Below are 651 nucleotides of genomic sequence, written 5' to 3'. Positions count from 1 at the left end.
TCCCGTCCGTCTGCTCGCGGGTGCGGCGGGCGTGCCCGAGACTCGCGGTACGCGACGGATCGCGCGTCCGTCGGCACGAGATCCGTCGCCCACCCCGAGACTCGGCCCGCCGCGCGCGGCCGGCGCGCCGCGCTCGCGGATCAGCTGTCCCGCACCGCGAGGACGCGGTGCGGGACAGCCGCCTCCGCGACCCACCCGGCCGGCAGCGCACGCCGGAGCTCGTCGACGGTGAAGCTGCGGCGGATCGACCGCAGTCCGTCGACGCGGACGAACGTGCCGGCGGCGACGAGTGGCGACGCCAGCGCGTAGGACCGGTAGGCGTTCCGGGAACGCCGGATGTCGGAGTGCACCACGCGCGAGGCCGCGAGCCGGGCCGAGTCGGCGAGGAAGGTCGAGCGTGCGGCGTCGTCCAGGTGGTGCAGGACGTGGTTCGACACCACGACGTCGAAGCGCTCGCCCGCCGCGACGAGGTCGTCGCTCGACTGCTCGTGGAACACCACGCCCCGCGTCCGCGACCGGTTCGCCGCGGCGATCGCGCGCGGGTCCGGGTCGACCCCGACGACCTCGACCTCGAAGCCGTCGCTCGCGGCCCAGCGGACCAGCGCTCGGGCGAGGTCGCCACCACCGCAGCCGAGGTCGAGCACCCGCGCA

Annotated in this window: 1 pseudogene (cut by a window edge); it reads right to left on the bottom strand. The window is 76.0% G+C overall.

The features are described 5' to 3' along the window. Positions 1 to 140 precede the first annotated feature (140 nt). A pseudogene (locus I59_RS20430) lies at positions 141 to 651 on the bottom strand (methyltransferase domain-containing protein); it runs 134 nt beyond the window's last position.

Source organism: Curtobacterium sp. B8 (assembly GCF_000333315.1).
Classification (GTDB): Bacteria; Actinomycetota; Actinomycetes; order Actinomycetales; family Microbacteriaceae; genus Curtobacterium; species Curtobacterium luteum.
This window is presented reverse-complemented; position numbering and strand designations above follow the sequence as displayed.